The sequence below is a fragment of the Bacillus sp. JJ1773 genome (assembly GCF_036962035.1).
Taxonomy (GTDB): domain Bacteria; phylum Bacillota; class Bacilli; order Bacillales; family Cytobacillaceae; genus Cytobacillus.
The window spans coordinates 33,287-34,143 of the sequence record NZ_JBALNX010000058.1 but is presented as its reverse complement, the minus strand read 5'-3'; the positions used below and the strand labels follow the sequence as shown (position 1 = coordinate 34,143).

Genomic DNA, 857 nt, shown 5'->3' with positions numbered 1-857 from the left:
ATAATCTTACATATGAATAAAATAATCCTGAATATTAATATTAAAAGAGCCACTAGTCCCTTCTTTATCATTAAAAGTAAAGAAATAACAGCAAATATGAGTCCTCTTACTGGTTTATAGATCATATAATGAAACAATTTTAATAAAAAGCGATAAATAGCGACAATTACCGAAATAGAAATCTCCAGAAGACGCACATATAATCCTTTAAATAAACTTTGATAGGCCGCAAAGCCGCATAAAAGGGCAATAAATATATAAAATCTCAGTTCTCCGCGATTGACGATAAATAAAATATAAAAAATAGCCAGCCCTTGTACAACCCAAAAGAGGATATCATTGATAAAAACAATCCAGCTTTTGCGATTACTGCGTTTTAGGAAGCGGTTGTAAGTATCAAGAGCTGCGCCAAAGACACTGCCCATGCCAATCATGGCTAGCATGGTGATAAATTGTGTCGATAAAGTCATCGGAATAACTTGCTAAAGAAGCCTTTAGCCTTATCTCCATGCTGATCATCTAAATAAACGAGATCAAGTATTTTCCCTTTTATGGAGACAACCCCTTTATCGACATCAAGATTTTTCATCTGCAGGTTCTGACCTTTAATCGCCAAAAACCCCATTACAGTATCTAATAAAAATTCCTCATTATCAAAGCTCTCTACCTGCTTAACCCCTGTAATGTCCAAAAGCCTTCTTCCACGCATAATAACATCGTGGTCCTGAACATTCGACTTTGTTGAATTTTGCTCAAAATATTGGCTCATCTTACATCCCCTCACAATCACAAAGTACAAGCTTTTTGTACATGTTATGAGAAAGGGATGAGAAATAGAACATAGAAAAGCGGAAGCA

General features: G+C 35.2%; 2 protein-coding genes. Both read right to left on the bottom strand.

From position 1 onward, the window contains the following. Positions 1 to 470: spore cortex biosynthesis protein YabQ (gene yabQ / locus V7127_RS17990; protein ID WP_335488376.1), on the bottom strand; the 470-nt coding region annotated here is incomplete at its 3' end. Beyond that, entirely contained in the window at positions 467 to 769 is a 303-nt protein-coding gene (yabP, locus tag V7127_RS17985; protein ID WP_335488374.1) for a sporulation protein YabP, read from the bottom strand. The genes yabQ and yabP, both read right to left, overlap by 4 nt. Positions 770 to 857 lie beyond the last annotated feature (88 nt).

Bases quoted from the DNA above. Each gene is read 5' to 3' on its own strand.
- yabP (WP_335488374.1), bottom strand. From the start codon at position 769: ATGAGCCAATATTTTGAGCAAAATTCAACAAAGTCGAATGTTCAGGAC.